We start from the raw sequence: 17,451 nt of genomic DNA on the forward strand, positions 1-17,451 counted from the left end.
AATCAAGTTTTCTATTTCATCATAGGAGGTTGTATCATGAGTCCTTCCCAAGGAACTCTTCCGCGTCCGGCGATGAACGGCAAAAAAGCCGTCTGGCTTGCTGTCGTATTCATCCTGATAGCCGTCGCCGGTCTGACATATGTAAAATGGTGGCCTTATTACGGAAAAGCGTTGAAAGCCATCACGGAGCATACGATCGGCAGCTCGATCCTGACCGGCGGCTCGGAAAGCATTCCGTCTCCGTCCTGGCAGTCCGCATGGGACTATGCCCAAGCTTATTATAAAGCCGTCTGGAAAGCAGCCGTGCTCGGCATTCTGCTCGGTTCCCTCGTCCAGGTGCTGATTCCGTCAGGCTGGCTGCTCCGCGTTCTCGGCGGGCGCAGCTTCAAGAGCACCGCCATCGGCGGCCTGGCCTCGCTGCCCGGCATGATGTGCTCCTGCTGCGCCGCTCCGATCGCTGTCGGCCTGCGCAAGAAAAACGTCTCCGCCGGCGCCGCCCTCGCCTTCTGGCTCGGCAATCCGCTGCTGAATCCGGCGACGCTCATCTTCATGACGTTCGTGCTCACGTGGAAGTTCACGCTGCTGCGCCTGTTGTTCGGCATCGCCATCACCTTCGGCGTGAGCTACTTCGCGAACCGCTTCGTCAAGGACGCCGCCATCCCGGAGGATCAGGTCCTCTCCGCCGTGCCGGCTGACGACGACCGTCCGTTCTGGCTGCGCTGGCTGCGAAGCCTCGGCCAAATGCTGCTGAACGTCGTTCCGGCATACATCATCGCCGTTCTGCTGCTCGGCGCCGCCCGCGCCTGGCTGTTCCCGAGCCTCGGCGAAGGGACAAGCATGACGATCCTGACGCTGCTTCTGTTCGCTGTCGCAGGCACGCTGTTCGTCATTCCGACTGCAGCCGAGATTCCGATCGTGCAGGCTTTCACCTCGCTCGGCTTCGGCGCCAGCGCAGCCGGCGCACTGCTCATCACGCTGCCTGCCGTCAGCCTGCCGTCGCTCCTGATGATCCGCCGTGCATTCCCGGCCAAAGTATTATGGCTTGTCTTCGGGTCGGTCGTCGCCGCCGGCGTGCTGAGCGGCATCATCGGCTCCTTCTTCCTATAGCCGAATCATGCCAAAAGGCCGTCTCCCGGAGACGGCCTTTTTCGGTTTATTTCCTCGGATGAGCTTTGAGCCAAGACAGCATGTCGTCGAGAGTGCGGACGGGAACGATCTCCAGCGTTGCGCTGCCTTTGCGGGCATCCTGCTCCTGGCCTTGCGGGACGAAGAACACATCCGCGCCTGCTCGGGCAACCGTATATGCCTTCTGCTCGATGCCGCCGATTTCCCCTACGTTCCCTTCCCCGTCCAGCGTGCCGGTGCCGGCCACCCGGTTGCCGTACGTAATGCCTCCCGGAGTCAGCTGATCGATGACCGTCAAAGCCAGCATGGCCCCATGCGACGGACCCCCCTGGTACACGAGATAGGAGCGATAGTCGGCCGCTCTCGTCAAATCCGCCCGCGTCCGGTCCTGCACCTGGATGCCGAATGCCGCGCGTCCCGGCTGCTCGGGATTCGCCTTCGTCTCGATATCCGCCCACACCTCCTCATTGCCCCGTTTCAGCCCCACCCGGACCGTATCGCCCGGCTTCACGGAGCCCATGACCTTCGCCAGCATGGCCGTCGTGCCGACCTCCTTGCCGTTCAGGCTGGTCAGCACATCGCCGGGCTCAAGCCGCCCTTGCGCCGGACTTTCCTTGAGCAAGGCGAGCACCTGGACCCCGGTCGGAACCACTCCTTGGCCGAGTCCAAGCTTCTTGAGCGCGACAGCGGTTCCAACGTCGTTGGCGCCTGCCCGCTGGATGAACACCTGCCTTTGGATCTCTCCCAGCGAAATGCTCGTATCCCTCTTTTCAATATGCAGATGGGGGAAGATCCTGGCGTAGATCCAGTCCACCGGAAAAGCCGGACGCTCGATGACGAGCACCCCTTCCAGGCTCCCTTTGTCCGTTCCGCCTTGGATATGGGCATACCGGTTCATGTTCATCGTGAATCCCGGAGTGGTGACGCCATATGAGGTCGGGTAAAAAAGAAACGCTCCGATCGCCGCCGCTGCCAAAGCGGTCGTCAACGATCTCCATGGGAAGCCTCCCCGTCTTGCGCGCTCGCTCACAAGAGCGTCGATGAGGATGAGAGCGCCGGTAGCCGCCGCAGCGGCAGCGGCAGCCGCGAAGCGATCCGGCCGCGTAAGAATAAGCAGCCCTGTCAGGATGCCTCCGGCAACGGCGAGGAGATTAATGACGCCAAGCCAGCTCCTTCCCCTCTGAAGCCAGGAGGAATAAGCGCCGGCTGCCCACATCAGAGGGATGACCGCAGCGATGCGGGACAGGATCTGGATCAGATCCATCCAATAATAGCTGCCCAGCCGCAATGGATCCCCGAGCCAGATCAGTTCTCCAGAAACTGAAACAACCGCGGCGGCGATCAGGGATGCCACGTACCAGCGGGAGCTTTTCCCCATTTCCTCGTCCTCCCCAAATGACTGCGTGTGACTTTCCATTGTCTTCCTTCTCTAATAGGATACACAAGAGGGAGCCATACATTCAATGCGGGCATCCGATCCGTCGTTTTACAGACCCGGCGAATGCCGATACAATGAAGGAGTTCGCTACCATACATGCCGACCCGACCGGTGCCGGCTCACCAAGGAGATCGATTCAGCCTATGGATATCGCAACCTGGAACGCCCTGCAGGCCGGCCTGCCGCAATGGCTGGAAAATAGCCGCACCCGCACGGCAGACGGCAAGACCGCATCCTATATTCCCGAGCTCAGCAAGGCGGATCCGGACACTCTCGGCATCCATATCGCCGACATGAACGGCGGATCCGTCTCGGCAGGCGATTGCGGGACCAGATTCACCATGCAAAGCATATCCAAGGTATTCACGCTTATACTCGCTCTCATGGACAACGGCGAGGAAGCTGTATTCAGCAAAGTCGGCATGGAGCCGACCGGCGACAATTTCAATTCAATGCTCAAGCTGGAGCTCGTGCAGCCTGGAATTCCCTTCAATCCGCTTATCAACGCCGGGGCCATCGTCATCTCTTCCTTGATCAACGGAAACAGCCCCGCCGAGAAGGCGGGGCGCATCCTGGATTTCATCTCCGGACTTGCAGGCAATACGGATCTGTCGGTAGACGATGCCACCTATTATTCCGAATCCGCAACCGGCAACTTGAACCGGTCCATGGCGTATTTCCTGACCGATAACGGTGTCCTCCGAGGCGGAGTCGAGGAAGTTCTGGAAGTCTATTTCCGGCATTGCTCCATCTCGGTGACATGCAGCGATCTCGCGAGGATGGCCGTCATTCTGGCGAACGACGGCATCGATCCCGTTACGGGACAAGCCTTGATTCCAAGACGCTACGTGCAGATCGCCAAAACGTTCATGGTCACCTGCGGCATGTACAACGGCTCCGGACAATTCGCCATCGATGTCGGCTTGCCCGCCAAGTCCGGCGTATCGGGCGGCATTCTGGCGCTCGTGCCGGGCGTGGCCGGAATCGGAGTCATCGGTCCCGCGCTCAACCCGCATGGCAACAGTCTGGCCGGGGTTCATCTGCTTCGTTCCCTGTCCAGGGAATTCGACTGGAGCATGTTCTAGACGATTTCCTCGCCTTCTGCCAAGCCTTCCCTTACCTGGATGGTGAAGCGGATGCGGCAGCCTCCGCCGTCATGCTCGAACCACAGCTCGCCGCCCATCGCCTCGATCCGGTCCCTGACGCCGGATATAGGCTGAATGCGGCTCTCGACTTCATGGGGATGCCAGATCGTGAAGAGCAGATCAAGCATATCGTTGCCGATGCTTCGGGAATTCACATGAACACGGGCGCCGACCGTCCCCGGCTCTGCGTTGAAGGCGGCTGCCGAGAGAAGGATGATCAGCGTCTCGCGAAGCAGCTCCTCGTCCCCGACCACCCGGACCGGAAGCTCGGGATCCAGCCAGCAGCTCAGCTGCAGCTGCTGGCTGAGCCCGTCATGAAGTCCAGCGGCAAGCTCTGCCAGCAGAACATGAAGCGAGAACGGCGTTATCCGGCGATCGACGGAACCGGCGGCCATGCGCGAGTTGGCCATCATATGCTGGATCAGCTGAATGAGATAGCCGCTGCTTCCAATAATCGTATCGACGTAGCTTCTCTGCTCGTCGGTCAATTCCGTTTCCGCCAGAAGCTCCGCCATGCCGGAAATGCCGGTCATAGGAGTGATCATCTCAAGTCCAAGTTCGTAGAGCTGATCCTTATCCTTTTCCAGCCCGGCGTTGGCGGAACTCATCGCTTCAAGGCGGCGCTTGTCTTCCTGGCTCTCCTCCGCGAGTCCGGATTCCTTGTGAAGGATCCATCTGGCCGCCGCCATCTGCAGGACGGCCTTCTCCATCTCGGTGAACGCCGCTTCTCTCCGCAGCAGTCCCAGCGTCCCCGTCGATGCCTTGCCGCCGGGGCTCACCTGCAGCCCGCAGTAATGAAACCCGAGCCAGGTATCCCCTTCGGCTCCCGCTTCCGGTTCATCGACCTTCAGACCGCAGTGCAGGATCGGCTCCCCCTTATGATGCAAGTGCGCGACATGCTCCTCGTTCCCTTGACGTTCGGAAACGAAGTAGGCGTCGGCATCGATCAGCTTCGAGATTCCCGTCAACAGCGCGTCCATCGGCAAGCGGACATTTTCTTCTTCCGCCGAATGATCATGTGTTAATTCCTTCATCGCATCCACGCCCACCCCGAAAAAAAATAAAAGCCAAGAATAGGCGCCTTCCTGGCGCCGGTTCTTGGCTCATGAACAGCGTATCGTAATATCTGGTCATAAAGTCCGTTATTCGTTTGGAAACGTATAGACGATAATGCTTTGATCCTTGTCGAACTTCCAGTCGAGGTACAGACCGTCGGGGGTGCGGCCCACCGCGCGGTTCAAGTCGACTTCCGTGAGCAGCATGGATTTTTCCAGCGAGCGCTTCGCTACGCGAAGCGCCGGCTCGTAGCCGGCCCGGAGCAATTCCTTCTCCAGCTTGATCAGAATGCCGGACCGGAACACGATCAACGTCCGGGGATTCGTCCAGAACGAGTAAAGCTTGTCAGGAAGCTTCTCTGCTTCTTCCGATATCCTTCTCACCGATTCGTGTATGTACGGCTTGCCTCTGTACTTCTCCTGATGCGCTTCGAATTTGGAGCTGTCGACCAAACCGACCATGATTCCGGAGTGGTTGTCCAGGTTCCAGTCGTAATACACATCCGTAATCTCCAGTGCCAGCGACTCCTGAACGAGAGCCTTGAAATCCGGCAGGAGGAGATCCATTACGAGCTGGCGCATTTCCCTGACAGCCTCGTCCTTGTTCTGCTGCAGCATGATCTTCTCGACCACGCTGACGAACTGGCGGAAATGCATGGTCACGCAAACTTCATTGCTTGAAACGAAAATCGATTCCGGACCTTTGCCGAAGCGGTCTCGGAGCAATTTGCCCATTTGGCTGGTCAATTGGGACAGAGCGGCACGGTTCTCCAACCTATAGTCATCCTTTTAGCTAGTATCAGAAACGATTTGAACTTGGACGTCGCCATTATAGCATATAATGCCATCGATTGATAGAGATGCTTATCGACAGAATGACCGCTCGGTTCCTGTCCTTGCTTATTTTGCAATAGGCGTGAATACCCCTCGTCGTTTCAGGAACGTTCGTGTTTTGATCATATAATTTCACAAAATACACTACTGTGGGTAACATTACGACTCATTCGCGAATAATTTTATACGGAAACGTTGACACATACGTTCTTCTCGGTTACCATTTCATTTGTCGCCTTACCCGGCGCGTTCGTATATCCCCGATAATAAGGTTCGGGGGTCTCTACAAGGAACCTCAAATTCCTGGCTACGAACGGGATGCTTTCGCATACCCGTTTGCAGCCGGGATTTTTTGATGAAGCCGGGAGGATGATTAGGATGGGAAAATATGACGTGATTGTCGTTGGCGCCGGACCCGCCGGCATTTTTGCCAGCTATGAGCTGACGCTGCAGCATCCGGGACTGAAAGTTCTGATTGTGGACAAAGGCCATGATATTTATCGCCGCAGCTGTCCCATACTGGAAGAAAAGATCCAGCTTTGCCCGCCAGCGGCAGGCAAAAAAGACTTCGCCGGTTGTCTGCCGGCTTGCTCCATAACCGCCGGCTTCGGCGGCGCAGGCGCTTACAGCGACGGCAAATTCAACATTACGACCGAATTCGGAGGCTGGCTGACAGATTACCTCGCCCCCTCCAAAGTTCTGGAGCTGATCCGCTATGTGGACCGCATCAACCTGCAGCACGGAGCGACAACCGCCATCACCGATCCTACGACGGATACGATCCGAAGCATCGAGCAGCGCGGCTATGCCGCCGGACTCAAGCTGCTGCGTGCAGAAGTCCGGCATCTGGGCACCGAGCAGAACCTGGACATCCTCAAGTCCATTTATGAATATTTGAAAACGCGCATCGAGATGTCGTTCAAGACCGAAGTCGAGGACATCGTGACCGAGAAGCAGGACGGATTGCATCGCGTCACGGGGATCTCGCTCAAAAACGGGGTCACGCACGAAGCGGAGCTTGTCATGATCGCTCCTGGCCGCGACGGATCGTCCTGGCTGACGTCGGTGCTCAAGCGCCGCAGGCTCAAAATGTACAACAACCAGGTCGATGTCGGGGTCAGGGTGGAAACCTCCGATGTCGTCATGCGGGAAATCAACGAGCATCTGTATGAAGGCAAATTCGTCTTCAACACATCGGTCGGCACCCGGGTGCGCACGTTCTGCAGCAACCCTTCCGGACATGTCGTCGTCGAGAACCACAGCGGCGTCATGGCCGCCAACGGCCATTCCTACAAGGACCCGAGCCTCGGATCCCCGAATACCAACTTCGCGCTGCTCGTCTCCCATACGTTCACGGAGCCGTTCGACAAGCCGAATGAATATGCGCGGGAAATATGCAAGCGTGCGAACGATCTCTCAAGCGGCGGCGTCATCGTCCAGAAATACGGAGATATCATCCGCGGCCGCCGCTCGACGCCAAGCCGCATCGCCGAAGGGTTTCTGGAGCCGACCTTGAAGGAAGCCGTTCCCGGCGATCTCGGACTCGTGCTGCCTTACAACACGATGCGCAGCCTGATCGAGATGGTCGAAGCGCTCGAGAAAGTAACACCCGGCATTGCTTCGGAGCACACGCTGTTCTACGGTGTCGAAGCCAAGTTCTACTCCGCCCGGCCGAAGCTCGATACGAGGCTTGAGACGGAAATCCGCGGCTTGTACTGCGGTGGCGACGGAGCCGGCATTACGCGCGGACTGGCTCAGGCTGGCGCCGCAGGCGTCTGGATCGCCCGCTCCATGCTGGAGCGGATCGGTACGGCCTCCGCTCCGGCAGCTGCGCTGTCCTGAGAACCAGATCAAAAAAGGCAGACCGGAAATCCGGTCTGCCTTCCTTTTTGCCTATCCATATTGCTGTCGTCTTTAACCGTCCGTCCCGACTCCATCAGCGGCGGATTGTTCCACCTGGCTTTTCAATTGCTCCAGCTCCACCGACACTTTCTCGATGATCCGGATGAACAGAGCGAGCTCCTCCGAGCTTGCGGCTTGTTCTCCGGCTGCTTGAGCCGTGTCCCTCGACATCGCCTGCACTTTGTGAAGCACCTCGCCGATCGATTCAACCTTCTCCTGAATCAGCTCAAGCGATTCCTTGGAATGTCGGGCAAGCTTGCGCACTTCCCCCGCGACGACCTCGAATCCTCTTCCCTGCTCGCCGGCCCGCGCCGCCTCGATAGCGGCGTTGAGGCCGAGGAGATGCGTCCGGTCGGAAATGTCACCCATGAGCGCGCCCATGGATTCGATGGAGCCGATCTGCTCGCCGAGCAAGCCGAGCTCGGCGTCGGTCTGCTCCTGCGACAGCACCGTCGCGCGGGCCAGCCTGTTGACGGCCGCCGTGCTGCGGCTTACCTGCTCCATTCCCGCTGCCAGCTGGCGGATCGCTTCACTGACGCCCGTCAGAATATGGGACTGGCTGTCCAGCACTCTCTCCAGCTTGGCCTTCTCGTCCTTCTCATAGGCTTCGAGCACGAGCTGCGAATCGAGGTTGAACATCTTCGTCAAGGAATGCAGCACCGGCGTCCACTGTCCCGGAAGCTCGGCTGCCAGATGGGCAGCGGCGAGATCCAGATAAATCATATAAGCTCCCAGATACCACTGGGTCGTCAGCCCGATTCTGGAGTGGATCTTGCCTACCAGGAGGCGGTTGTTGAAATAGGCTTCGTCGATCGTTCCATCCGTCATCGAAAGGAAGTATGTCTTCTGCGTCGCTTTCAGCCTCTCAAGCGTACTGTGGGCTTCAATGATCGTCTTCAGCTCGGGCTTCGCCGCGATCTGCCCGTACAGCGAGTCCACGAGCCTGTCCACGATTTTCTCGAATACGGCCCTGCTGCCCTGAAGCAGGTTCAGGTCCTCTTGCTTCAACCCGATGAATTGTAGCTGGGCTTCTCTATCTGCCGTAACGGCAATCATGTCCCCATCTCCTTGCCATTGTTAACCTAATCTTGTCTTTATCGGAAGATGCGTTGATATAGTTTAGTGCCGGAGCAAATTGAAACCGCTGCCTCCGTTCTTGAGGCCCGCTTTCCGTCATGGTACGATATAGAAATCGACTGCAAGCAACGGGAAGGAAGAAAACAAGTGAAGAGCAATCCGGTGGAATGGATCTTTTTCGACGTCGGCGAGACACTCGTGGATGAATCCGCGCCGATCGCCGACATTATCTCGCAGCTCATCCGCGCTGCCGGGCGCCGGTGCATCGCGGTATGCGAGCGGGACATCCGGGAAGCCTGGGTCCAAGCCCATGAACGGTTCTCTCCGTTTCCGATGGCCGACATCCTGCTGCTGCTGTTCCCCGATGACGCGCTTCGCCAAGCGATCTGGATGGAAATGAAATACCGCAAGGAGCTTGACAAGCCGTTCCCGGATGCCAAGAACCTCCTGCAGACGCTCAGCGCCAGCTACCGGATCGGAGTCATCGCGAATCAGAGCGCAGGAACCGTCCATCGGCTGGAGTCTTACGGGCTCATGGAGCATATTGAAGCCGTATTCTCCTCCGCGGAGACCGGCCTGGTGAAGCCGGATCTACGCCTGTATGAGCATGCGCTCGAAACGACGGGCTGTTCTCCCTGCAAAGCTTTAATGGTAGGAGACCGCATCGACAACGACATCATTCCCGCGCGCCAGGTCGGCATGCATGCCCTATGGGTCCGCCAAGGCTTGGCTCTGCGCCAATCCTCCCCTTCTCCATCTCTCCAGCCAAGCGGTACGATACAGTCCATCGGCGAAATGGCAGGCTGGCTCGAGCTATGGCAGCCTTGTGATCCGAGCCGCGCCTCCTGAAGCGGCATGGAGCGCATAAAAAAAACCGCCTCCCGGCGGTTTTTTCGGCATTTCATTATGGTCTATGGATGTTGCGGATGCCAGCCTAATCCTGGGTCTGGCTGTCCTGGGGACGCTGAGGCGGCGCAGAGACAGGCGTTGCCTCTTCCTCGTCATCGCCGGAATCGTCCATCTTTTTGAAGCCGTACACGAACAAAATAATCGTCCCGATCATGAGAAGTCCAAAGAAGATCAAGTAAAGCGAGTCCGTCAAGGATGTATCCTCGCCGACATGCATGGGCAGCAGCTCCTTCCACCTTTAGCTTAGCTTGGAGCCGGAGCATGCGTATGACTCTTTCGGGCTATAAATGTGACAATCAGCGGGCAATAGGGCCCTTCACCGCCGCAACCTCATATCGGGAAACTTCCGTTTCCAGCACATAATCCGGAGGCGTCTTGCCGCGGCTCTCGCGGTGGCCTTGGATATGGACATCGCTTTTCTCCCAGCCCTTCCAGGCCTCTTCAGACTCCCAGCGGATCTGGACGATGACCTCCTCCTCGCCCCGGCGCACAGCCTTCACAAGGACGCTCATATCGACGAATCCGTCCATTTCCTGTACCGGTCCCGGCTTGCTGAACCGCTCCACGACTTGTCCGGAGAAACCTTCCTTGACTTTGATTCGGCGTTGAATGACGAGCATGCGGCTTGTCTCCTTTCAATCGTACAGTTCCTGTAATCCATCATAATTGATAATAATTCTCATTGTCAATAAAAAAGGAATTGCAGCAAAGCCTCGGAACGATTAAAATATTCGGATGAATACTTTGCAGCGGAAATCAACTTTGTCGATCCTATTGCCTCTTGCCGTCGGTATGGCCGCCATTTCCTGCGCCCCCATACTTGTCCGTTATTCCGGTGCGCCCGTATCCGTCCAAGGGTTTTACCGGATGCTCTTCACGTTTCTGATGATGCTTCCCTTCGGCTGGAAATACCGCCATGCCTTCCGCACGATCAGCATGCGGGACTGGGTCAAGCTGACCGTCGCCGGCTTTTTCCTGGCGCTGCACTTCCTGCTCTGGATGGCTTCCTTATCCTATACGTCGATCGCCAGCTCCACGATTCTGCTCACCCTGGAGCCGGTCTTTGTAGCGATAGGCGCTTACCTCGTCTTCAAGGAAAGGCTGCGCCGCTCCGCCGTCATCGGCATGTCGGTCTCGATTGCCGGAGCCATTCTCGTCAGCTCGGGCGACTTCGGCTTGTCGCGAAGCGCTTTTTACGGAGATACGCTGTCCCTTCTCGGGACGGTTGCCGTTGCCGTGAACATGATTCTGGCCAAACAGCTCATGGAGCGGATTCCGTCCTATGTCTACAGCTTGATCGTATTCGGCATCACCGCGCTCTGCTTCGCCGTCTACAACGTCGCGGGCGGCATACCGATGAGCGGTTACGAGCCGAAGGAATGGGGCCTGTTCCTGCTGCTCGCCATCATCCCGACCGTCTTCGGCCATATGATCTTCAACTGGCTGCTGCAATCGGTCAAGGCGACGACGATCTCCATGGCCGTGCTGGCGGAGCCGATCGGCGCGAGCCTGCTCGGTCTCCTGCTGTTCGGCGAGCTGATCACAGGCTTCCAGCTGATCGGCGGCGTCTTCATGATCGCCGGCTTCATCCTTTACCTCAAGTCGGAGGAACGCCCTTCGGCCGCCAAGCAAGGAGATCCTGCTCTCGACGCGCCGAGCGGCGCCGTTTCCTGAGGTTGATTTCCTTCCATGCCGAACAGCCCGATCTCGGGCGAGGCCACTGAAATGGTGTCGCTGCAGACGGAAATCATTCTTCCGATCGCTGTTGTCCCCAGATTTCTCTGATTTCGGCCGCTTTTAGCGGTTGGAATCCGGGGACAAAGGCGACCACATCCGTTTCTCTAGAACGATTTCGCGCCTTACGCTACTTTTTCAGTGGCCCGATCTCGGGCTGGCCTGTCTTTTATCCGACTGCGCTTCCGCCCGTCCTCATGCTCATTCCTTCTCCAGCAGCTCCAGCATATGGAGGAAAGCCTCCTCCTCATCCTTCCCTTTGACGCGCAGCAAGACGCGCGTGCCGGAACGGATCGGCAGCAGAAGCATGCCGAGCAGGCTTTTAACGTCCACGATATTGATGCCGTCTCCGTGAGCGAACTCAAGCTTGATGTCCGAGCGGAAGCGGGCGGATTCCGAGGACAGCCGGGCAAGATCCTCGCGGGTAAAATAGGCAGCAATCACAAATTCATGAACTCGCATCCATTGACCTTCTTTTCCTCGGGATAAGATCGAATCACCGCATGTGTACGTTATATTCGAAATTTTCAGCCGGGTTCCTGCTTGAAGCGCATTCATCAAAAAATGAAATGCCTTCCGAGTCAAAGGCTGCATTCGTCCCTAATTGCTTCGGCATGTCTTAAATCCCCCGCGGATGGGTAAAGAATAACAACATACGGGAGGCGATTGTGATGATGATGTCCCCATTCGAGGACAGGATGTATGCCGTGTTGTTCTACATCCTCGCCGCTGCCGTCGTAATCGGCGTCGGCGGGTGGATATACTGGCTGAGCAGAAAAGCGAAAAGGAAAAGCCGCTGACAAGACAAGCGGCAGCTCAAACGCGGATCCGAAACGAAAGCCGGCCCCTTCAACGCCTGGAAATGGCGTTGAAGAGGCCGGCTTCACTCATTTATCGGGTTGTATTTCCAACTTTGCCGAGAAAGCCGCGTTGTAGCATTTGCGGCAGACGGGCTTGTAGTCGTCGTTGCCTCCGATTTGAATCTGATTCCCTTCATTCACGGGAACTCCGTCCATGAAGCGGATCACCATCGTCGCCTTGCGGTCGCAATACCAGCAGATCGTCTTGATCTCCTCGATCTTGTCCGCCTGCGCAAGGAGATAGTAGCTGCCCTCGAACAGCTGGTTGCGAAAATCGTTTTTGAGCCCGAATGCCATCACCGGCACGTTCAGCTCGTCCACGACCCGAGTCAGCTGCAGGATATGCTCCTTCTTCAGGAACTGCGCCTCGTCGATGAGCACGCAGTAGATCGCCTTCGGCGCGCCCGCGGGCTGATGCCGCAGCACCTCCTCGTAGAGATCGGTTTCTTCGCGGACCGGGAGCGCCTTGCGCGTGAAGCCGACGCGGGACCCGACCTGCTCTTCTCCGCTGCGCGTATCCATGGCCGGAGAGAAGATCAGGACGGCTTTTCCCTGCTCCTCGTAATTATGGGCAACCTTGATGATCTCGAAGGACTTGCCGCTGTTCATCGTCCCGTATTTGTAGTACAGCTGGGCCAAAACGGCTTCCCCCTCTTCAATCGATCCTTCCGCGCTGCCGGGCGGCAGCTTTCTATTCCATCATATAAGCGAGCAGCAGCGCGCCTGTATGGAGTATCGCATCCGCATGCGTGCGCTCCATCCCGTGGGAGGCATGGACGCCGGGACCGATCAGCGCCGCCCTGATGTTCGCTCCGCCGCGCAGAGCGGCCGAGGCATCGGAGCCGTAAAACGGATAAATGTCCACCGCATGCGGAAGCTCCTCGCGCTGGGCGAGCTCGATCAGCTTGGAAGTCATGCCGTAATCGTAAGGTCCGGAGGAATCCTTGGCGCAAATGGATACATCGAGCTCCGTTGCGGACAGATCGTCGCCGAGCGCGCCCATGTCGACCGCAATCATCTCGACGATGTCGGCCGGGATATGGGCGCTTCCGTGACCGACCTCCTCGTAGGTCGAGATGAGGAAGGTAACGCTGCCTGACGGCTGGAGCCCTTCCCGCTTCAACGCTTCGAGAATGCCGAACAGCGCTGCGACGCTGGCCTTGTCGTCCAGATGACGGGACTTGACCCAGCCGTTGTCGAAGATGCGCACTCGCGGGTCCCACGATATGAAGTCGCCTGGCGCGATTCCGAGCGCAAGCGTGTCCTCCTTGCTGAATACCGACTCGTCGAGCCTGACTTCCATCGTCGCCTCTTCGCGCTTCTGGCTGCGGGCATCCGGATACACATGCACGGAAGTCGCCGTCGACAGCACGGTACCTTCGTAAACCCGGCCGCTGCGGGTATGCACCTGGCAATACTCCCCTTCGACCGTATGCATATCATAACCGCCGATCGGCGTCATGCGGAGCATGCCGTTGCCCTTGACGGAGCGGACCATCGCGCCAAGCGTATCGACATGCGCGGACAGCAGCAGCGGGGCCTTGCTGCCCGTCCCCTGAACGGTCAAGATGCCGTTCCCTTTAGGCGTCAATTCCATCTTGTAGCCGAGACGCTCCGCCTCCCGCTGGACCAGCGACATAATATTCATGCAGAAGCCGCTCGGGCTGGGCGTCTCCAGAAGCTTCTGCAAAAAATCAAGAATGTACGCTCGATCAAGCTTCTCCTTCAGAACAGCCATTCCGACATTCCCCTCTCCAAATAAGCTTCGTCATCCTGATTTCCTTCGACATTGTACCATACTTTGCTCGGCCGGACCGCCGTCCGAGGCGGCTGCGGGCGAGCACGGAAAAAGCCCCTTCCGGCCAGCCGTCCAAGCAGGCTGACAGAAAGGGACATGACGGCCGCGGCTTGTCGGCGCAGCCTGCGTCTTGACTCCGGAATCGCTTATTCGGTTACGATTCCCCTGACCAGCACAGGCGCCTCGGCGCTGCCCGCAACGCGGATCGCTTTGTACAACCGCTCCTTGACCTCTGCGACGTCCTCGCTGGAAGCATGGATCGTGACGAGGGAATCGCCCGCTTTGACGGCGTCGCCGACTTTTTTGTTCAGGACGAGGCCAACCGACAGATCGATCTCGGATTCCTTCGTCGCGCGGCCGGCTCCAAGAATCATCGCGGCCGTGCCGACGGCGTCAGCCGTAATCTCGGCGACGAATCCATCTTCCTTGGACGGCAGCTCGATGCGGTACGGCGCCTGCGGCAGAAGCTCCGGATTGTCGGCGACGGCAGGATTTCCGCCTTGGTTGGCGATGAACTCCTTGAACTTGTCCAGCGCCGCGCCGCTCGCGATAAGGCCGCGCAGCTTGTCCTCCGCTTCCTGCAGCGATGCCGCCTTGCCGCCGAGATAGACCATCTGGCGGCCGAGCGCGAGGCACAGGTCGAGCAGATCGGCCGGCCCTTCCCCGCGCAGCGTATCGATCGCTTCCTTCACTTCAAGCGCGTTGCCGATCGCAAGGCCGAGCGGCTGGCTCATGTCGGAGATGACAGCCATCGTCTTGCGGCCGACTTCGTTGCCGATGGCGACCATCGCTTCCGCCAGCTCCCTGGCATCCTTCTCATCCTTCATGAACGCGCCCGCGCCGGTCTTCACGTCGAGCACGATCGCATCGGCTCCGGCCGCGATCTTCTTGCTCATGATGGAGCTCGCGATCAGCGGAATGGAATCGACCGTAGCCGTGACGTCCCTGAGAGCGTACAGCTTCTTGTCGGCCGGCGTCAGATTGCCGCTCTGGCCGATGATGGCGATGCCATGCTCGTTGACGAGACGGGTGAAGTCTTCCTTGGTCAGCTCCACATGGAAGCCTTCCACCGCCTCCAGCTTGTCGATCGTGCCGCCCGTATGGCCGAGACCGCGCCCCGACATCTTGGCCACCGGGACTCCTGCCGCGGCGACCAGCGGAGCGAGCACCAAGGTCGTCGTATCGCCGACTCCGCCGGTCGAATGCTTGTCCACCTTGATGCCCTCGATGTCGGACAGGTCGATGGAATCTCCGGAACGGACCATCGCCATCGTCAGATCCGCCCTCTCGCGTCTGGACATGTCGCGGAAGAAGATCGCCATCGCCCAGGCGCTGATCTGATAATCGGGAATATCTCCGTTCGTATAGCCTTGGATGATGAAGGCGATTTCCTCTTCGCTCAATTCATGCCCGTCGCGCTTTTTCTCGATCAAGTCCACCATTCTCATGAACGAAGACCATCCCTTCATTAATTAATGTCATAAATAATAAACCGAATTAACCCTAATCCCATGTCCGTGCAGAGGCTTCTCGCCCGATATTTATGACGTTAATTGATTCCTTCGCAATCCGGAGAATCCTGTCGAAAATTAACGGCATCAATCATGCGGCCGACAGCTACTTCGGATCGATCGACACGGCGGTATCGAGAGCGGCCGCCATCATGTCGTTGAAAGTCGATTGGCGCTCTTCTGCCGTCGTTTCCTCTCCGGTAAGCAGATGGTCGCTGACCGTAAGCACGGTGAGCGCCTTGACGCCATGGCGGGCCGCGATCGTGTACAGCGCCGTCGTCTCCATCTCCACTCCGAGCACGCCATGATCCATCAGGCGCTGGACCGCGGCGGTGTCTTCCTTGTAGAAGACATCGGTGCTGAAGATGTTGCCGACATGGACATTCATGCCGGCTGCCGATGCCAGCTCGTACGCTTTTCTGAGCAGCTGGAAGTCCGCGATCGGGGCATAGTCGTAGCCGAGGAACTGATTGCGGTTCATGCTGGAGTCGGTGCATGATGCCTGAGCGAGAATGACGTCCCTCACCCGGACATGCTGCTGCATCGCTCCGCAGGTGCCGACGCGGATCAGGTTTTTGACGCCGTAGCTGCGGATCAGCTCCTGGGCGTAGATGCTTATGGACGGCAGCCCCATGCCCGAACCCTGCACGGAGACGCGCTGTCCTTTGTACATGCCCGTATAGCCCAGCATCCCGCGAACTTCATTGTACAGCTCCACTTCGGACAAGTATGTTTCAGCGATGTATTTGGCTCTCAGCGGGTCTCCGGGCAGAAGCACCGTCTCCGCGATCTGGCCTTCCTTGGCTCCGATATGTACGCTCATGCTCATTTCTCCTTTGCAATGTCGGTCTTAGGAACGGAAGCGGGAGAGCTACTGCAGCTCCCCCAGAAAGCTTCGGCCGTGCTCGGGAGCTTTCACCTTGAAGTTGTCGGCGATCGTAGCCCCTACGTCCGCAAATGTCGTCCTGAGCGGCAGAGCGCCGGCGCGCCCTTGGAAACGCGGAGAATAGACAAGCAGCGGCACGTATTCGCGGGTATGGTCGGTGCCGGCATACGTCGGATCATTCCCGTGATCCGCCGTAATGACGAGCAGATCGTCCTCGCCGAGCTTCCCGATCACTTCAGGCAGGCGCGCATCGTACTCCTGCAGCGCCTCTCCATACCCCTGCGGGTCGCGCCTGTGCCCGTACAGGGCATCGAAATCGACGAGGTTGAGGAAGCTCATGCCGGTGAAATCCTCGCCGCATACTTCGGCCAGCCTGTCCATGCCTTCCATATTGCTCGCCGTGCGGATAGAGCGGGTTACGCCTTCGCCGTCGAAAATATCGGAGATCTTGCCGATTGCGACGACTTCAAGCTCCGCCTCCTTGAGCGAGTTCATCACTGTCGGCTGGAAAGGCTTAAGCGCATAGTCATGCCGTCCGGCCGTTCTCTTGAACGTCCCCGGCTGGCCGATGAACGGGCGGGCGATGATCCGTCCGAGCATATAAGGATCCTCGAGCGTGATTTCACGGCAGAATTCGCAGATGTCGTACAGCTCCTTCAGCGGCACGATCTCCTCGTGCGCCGCGATCTGCAGCACCGAGTCCGCCGATGTATATACGATCAACGCTCCGGTGCGCATATGCTCCTCGCCCAGCTCGTCGATGATTTCCGTTCCGCTGGCCGGCTTGTTGCCGATGACCTTGCGGCCGGTATGCTCCTCGATCCGTTGGATCAGCTCCTGCGGGAATCCATGCTCGAATACGCGGAAAGGCGTATCGATGCGCAGCCCCATCATCTCCCAGTGGCCCGTCATCGTATCCTTGCCGCTGGAGGCTTCCTGCATGAGGCCGTAATACGCCTGCGGCGCCGGCGACGGCTCGATTCCGAGAATAGGAGCGATGTTGGACAACCCCAGCTTCTCCATGTTGGGCATCGAAAGCCCGCCCATATGATTCGCTATATGTCCCAAAGTGTTGACGCCATGATCTCCGAAATCGGCTGAATCCGGAGCTTCTCCGATGCCGACGGAGTCCATGACGACGACATGTATGCGTTTGAATGGCTGCATCTTGGCCCTT

The 17,451-nt window shown here is 58.3% G+C and carries 18 protein-coding genes and 1 riboswitch; of the genes, 6 read left to right on the forward strand and 12 right to left on the reverse strand.

Translation table 11 applies throughout. The features are described from left to right. The first annotated feature begins 36 nt into the window (after nucleotides 1–36). Complete coding sequence (locus ACLBWT_RS16180; RefSeq protein ID WP_447664158.1) at nucleotides 37–1,107, forward strand: permease; 1,071 nt, start codon at nucleotides 37–39, stop codon at nucleotides 1,105–1,107. A 46-nt stretch (nucleotides 1,108–1,153) separates the two neighbouring features. Here the strand turns inward: ACLBWT_RS16180 and ACLBWT_RS16185 are convergent, their stop codons facing one another. Next, a complete protein-coding gene (locus ACLBWT_RS16185; RefSeq protein WP_447664159.1) occupies nucleotides 1,154–2,503 on the reverse strand; it encodes a PDZ domain-containing protein in 1,350 nt (449 codons plus the stop codon). Between the two features lie 203 nt (nucleotides 2,504–2,706). Here ACLBWT_RS16185 and glsA point away from each other — a divergent pair, with 203 nt between their 5' ends. Continuing rightward, nucleotides 2,707–3,648 carry a glutaminase A gene (glsA, locus tag ACLBWT_RS16190; protein WP_447664160.1) on the forward strand — a complete coding sequence of 314 codons (942 nt, stop codon included), beginning with the start codon at nucleotides 2,707–2,709 and terminating at the stop codon, nucleotides 3,646–3,648. Here glsA and ACLBWT_RS16195 read toward each other — a convergent pair. Beyond that, on the reverse strand, nucleotides 3,645–4,742 hold the full coding sequence (locus tag ACLBWT_RS16195; RefSeq protein WP_447664161.1) for a sensor histidine kinase: 1,098 nt from the start codon (nucleotides 4,740–4,742) through the stop codon (nucleotides 3,645–3,647). The two genes, glsA and ACLBWT_RS16195, sit on opposite strands and share 4 nt — an antisense overlap. Before the next feature lie 108 nt (nucleotides 4,743–4,850). Further along, complete coding sequence (locus ACLBWT_RS16200) at nucleotides 4,851–5,537, reverse strand: Na-translocating system protein MpsC family protein (protein WP_447664162.1); 687 nt, start codon at nucleotides 5,535–5,537, stop codon at nucleotides 4,851–4,853. 290 nt (nucleotides 5,538–5,827) lie between these two features. Then, nucleotides 5,828–5,927, forward strand: a riboswitch (purine riboswitch). A gap of 48 nt (nucleotides 5,928–5,975) precedes the next feature. On the opposite strand from ACLBWT_RS16200, the gene ACLBWT_RS16205 reads away from it, so the two are divergent. After that, nucleotides 5,976–7,439 carry an NAD(P)/FAD-dependent oxidoreductase gene (locus tag ACLBWT_RS16205; RefSeq protein ID WP_447664163.1) on the forward strand — a complete coding sequence of 488 codons (1,464 nt, stop codon included), beginning with the start codon at nucleotides 5,976–5,978 and terminating at the stop codon, nucleotides 7,437–7,439. 72 nt (nucleotides 7,440–7,511) lie between these two features. Here ACLBWT_RS16205 and ACLBWT_RS16210 read toward each other — a convergent pair whose 3' ends face one another. Next, the gene (locus tag ACLBWT_RS16210; RefSeq protein WP_447664164.1) at nucleotides 7,512–8,555 is read right to left on the reverse strand and encodes a protoglobin domain-containing protein; all 1,044 of its coding nucleotides are present in this window, start codon (nucleotides 8,553–8,555) and stop codon (nucleotides 7,512–7,514) included. A 168-nt stretch (nucleotides 8,556–8,723) separates the two neighbouring features. Between ACLBWT_RS16210 and ACLBWT_RS16215 the strand changes: the two genes are divergently transcribed. Continuing rightward, the gene (locus ACLBWT_RS16215) at nucleotides 8,724–9,425 is read left to right on the forward strand and encodes an HAD family hydrolase (RefSeq protein WP_447664165.1); all 702 of its coding nucleotides are present in this window, start codon (nucleotides 8,724–8,726) and stop codon (nucleotides 9,423–9,425) included. A gap of 85 nt (nucleotides 9,426–9,510) precedes the next feature. On the opposite strand, the gene ACLBWT_RS16220 is transcribed toward ACLBWT_RS16215, so the two are convergent. Together ACLBWT_RS16220 and ACLBWT_RS16225 are read right to left on the reverse strand one after the other, a co-directional pair. Beyond that, nucleotides 9,511–9,702 carry a hypothetical protein gene (locus ACLBWT_RS16220; RefSeq protein WP_447664166.1) on the reverse strand — a complete coding sequence of 64 codons (192 nt, stop codon included), beginning with the start codon at nucleotides 9,700–9,702 and terminating at the stop codon, nucleotides 9,511–9,513. Nucleotides 9,703–9,781: 79 nt separating this feature from the next. Next, on the reverse strand, nucleotides 9,782–10,105 hold the full coding sequence (locus ACLBWT_RS16225) for an antibiotic biosynthesis monooxygenase (RefSeq protein WP_076355609.1): 324 nt from the start codon (nucleotides 10,103–10,105) through the stop codon (nucleotides 9,782–9,784). 172 nt (nucleotides 10,106–10,277) lie between these two features. On the opposite strand from ACLBWT_RS16225, the gene ACLBWT_RS16230 reads away from it, so the two are divergent. After that, on the forward strand, nucleotides 10,278–11,159 hold the full coding sequence (locus ACLBWT_RS16230; RefSeq protein WP_447664247.1) for a DMT family transporter: 882 nt from the start codon (nucleotides 10,278–10,280) through the stop codon (nucleotides 11,157–11,159). Nucleotides 11,160–11,420: 261 nt separating this feature from the next. Here ACLBWT_RS16230 and ACLBWT_RS16235 read toward each other — a convergent pair whose 3' ends face one another. After that, entirely contained in the window at nucleotides 11,421–11,681 is a 261-nt protein-coding gene (locus ACLBWT_RS16235) for an HPr family phosphocarrier protein (RefSeq protein ID WP_447664167.1), read from the reverse strand. 209 nt (nucleotides 11,682–11,890) lie between these two features. Here ACLBWT_RS16235 and ACLBWT_RS16240 point away from each other — a divergent pair, with 209 nt between their 5' ends. Next, entirely contained in the window at nucleotides 11,891–12,019 is a 129-nt protein-coding gene (locus tag ACLBWT_RS16240; protein WP_021881879.1) for a hypothetical protein, read from the forward strand. An 87-nt stretch (nucleotides 12,020–12,106) separates the two neighbouring features. Here ACLBWT_RS16240 and ACLBWT_RS16245 read toward each other — a convergent pair whose 3' ends face one another. The 5 genes from ACLBWT_RS16245 to deoB all read right to left on the reverse strand — a co-directional run bounded on the left by ACLBWT_RS16245 (nucleotide 12,107) and on the right by deoB (nucleotide 17,441). Next, entirely contained in the window at nucleotides 12,107–12,718 is a 612-nt protein-coding gene (locus ACLBWT_RS16245; RefSeq protein WP_447664168.1) for a thymidine kinase, read from the reverse strand. Between the two features lie 52 nt (nucleotides 12,719–12,770). Continuing rightward, on the reverse strand, nucleotides 12,771–13,817 hold the full coding sequence (locus ACLBWT_RS16250; protein ID WP_447664169.1) for a M42 family metallopeptidase: 1,047 nt from the start codon (nucleotides 13,815–13,817) through the stop codon (nucleotides 12,771–12,773). 206 nt (nucleotides 13,818–14,023) lie between these two features. Then, the gene (locus ACLBWT_RS16255; protein ID WP_447664170.1) at nucleotides 14,024–15,325 is read right to left on the reverse strand and encodes a pyrimidine-nucleoside phosphorylase; all 1,302 of its coding nucleotides are present in this window, start codon (nucleotides 15,323–15,325) and stop codon (nucleotides 14,024–14,026) included. 169 nt (nucleotides 15,326–15,494) lie between these two features. Continuing rightward, nucleotides 15,495–16,211 (reverse strand): purine-nucleoside phosphorylase, encoded by a 717-nt coding sequence (gene deoD / locus ACLBWT_RS16260; protein ID WP_447664171.1) that lies wholly within the window; start codon nucleotides 16,209–16,211, stop codon nucleotides 15,495–15,497. A 48-nt stretch (nucleotides 16,212–16,259) separates the two neighbouring features. Next, entirely contained in the window at nucleotides 16,260–17,441 is a 1,182-nt protein-coding gene (deoB, locus tag ACLBWT_RS16265; RefSeq protein ID WP_447664172.1) for a phosphopentomutase, read from the reverse strand. Between the last annotated feature and the right edge of the window lie 10 nt (nucleotides 17,442–17,451).

The sequence above is a fragment of the Paenibacillus sp. D51F genome, from assembly GCF_053345695.1.